The following is an 829-nucleotide window of genomic DNA, read 5'->3' on the forward strand; positions in this document are numbered from 1 at the left end:
GGCTGATCGCCCGGCTGCCGCCGGACGAAGCGCCGACGACCTACGAATACCGCCACGGTTTCCTCCATGCCCGCACTCGGGGTGACGCGACCTGGACCTACGAGCGCAACGCCCAGGGCGACGTCAGCGCCGTCACCGACCCCGACGGGCAGATCACCCGCTACTTCTACGACCCGCAGGGGCGGCTGCTGACCGTCCGCTACCCGGACCAGAGCGGCCATCATTTCGTCTGGAACGGCTTGGGGCAACTGCTCGAAGAGACCTTGCCGGATGGCGGTCAGCGGGCCTTTGCCTACGATGCGCTGGGACGGCGGATCAGTGTTCAAGACCAACACGGCGGCGTCACCCGCTATGCGTGGGACGCTGTTGGCCGCCTGACCGCGACGATTTCCCCCAGCGGTGCGCGCCGCAGCTACGCCTACAACGCCTACGGCCAGGTCACCGCCGAAACCGACGAACTGGGCCGCGTCACCCGCTACGAGTACGCCGACGACCTGCATCGGGTCAGCCGCCGCATCAACCCCGACGGCAGCACGCTGAATTACCGCTACGACCATGCACAGTTGTTGCTCACCGCGATCGACAACGAGGCCGGCGACACCTACCGGCTGGACTACACGCCGGGCGGCTTGATCCGCGAGGAAACCGGCTTCGACGGCCGGCGCACCGCCTATGCCTACGACCTGAACGGCCAGTTGTCGGAGAAAACCGAATTTGGCGATGACGGCTCGCAACGCGTCACCCACTATCAGCGCGACAGTGCCGGGCGTCTGTTGCTCAAAACCCTGCCGGACGGGGTCAAGGTCGCCTACCGCTACGACGATTTGGG

The 829-nt window shown here is 66.5% G+C and carries 1 pseudogene; it reads left to right on the forward strand.

The window, feature by feature from the left end:
• Nucleotides 1-829, forward strand: a pseudogene (locus PMI28_RS12160) (RHS repeat protein); the annotation flags it as partial.

The sequence above is a fragment of the Pseudomonas sp. GM48 genome (assembly GCF_000282335.1).
Lineage (GTDB): Bacteria > Pseudomonadota > Gammaproteobacteria > Pseudomonadales > Pseudomonadaceae > Aquipseudomonas.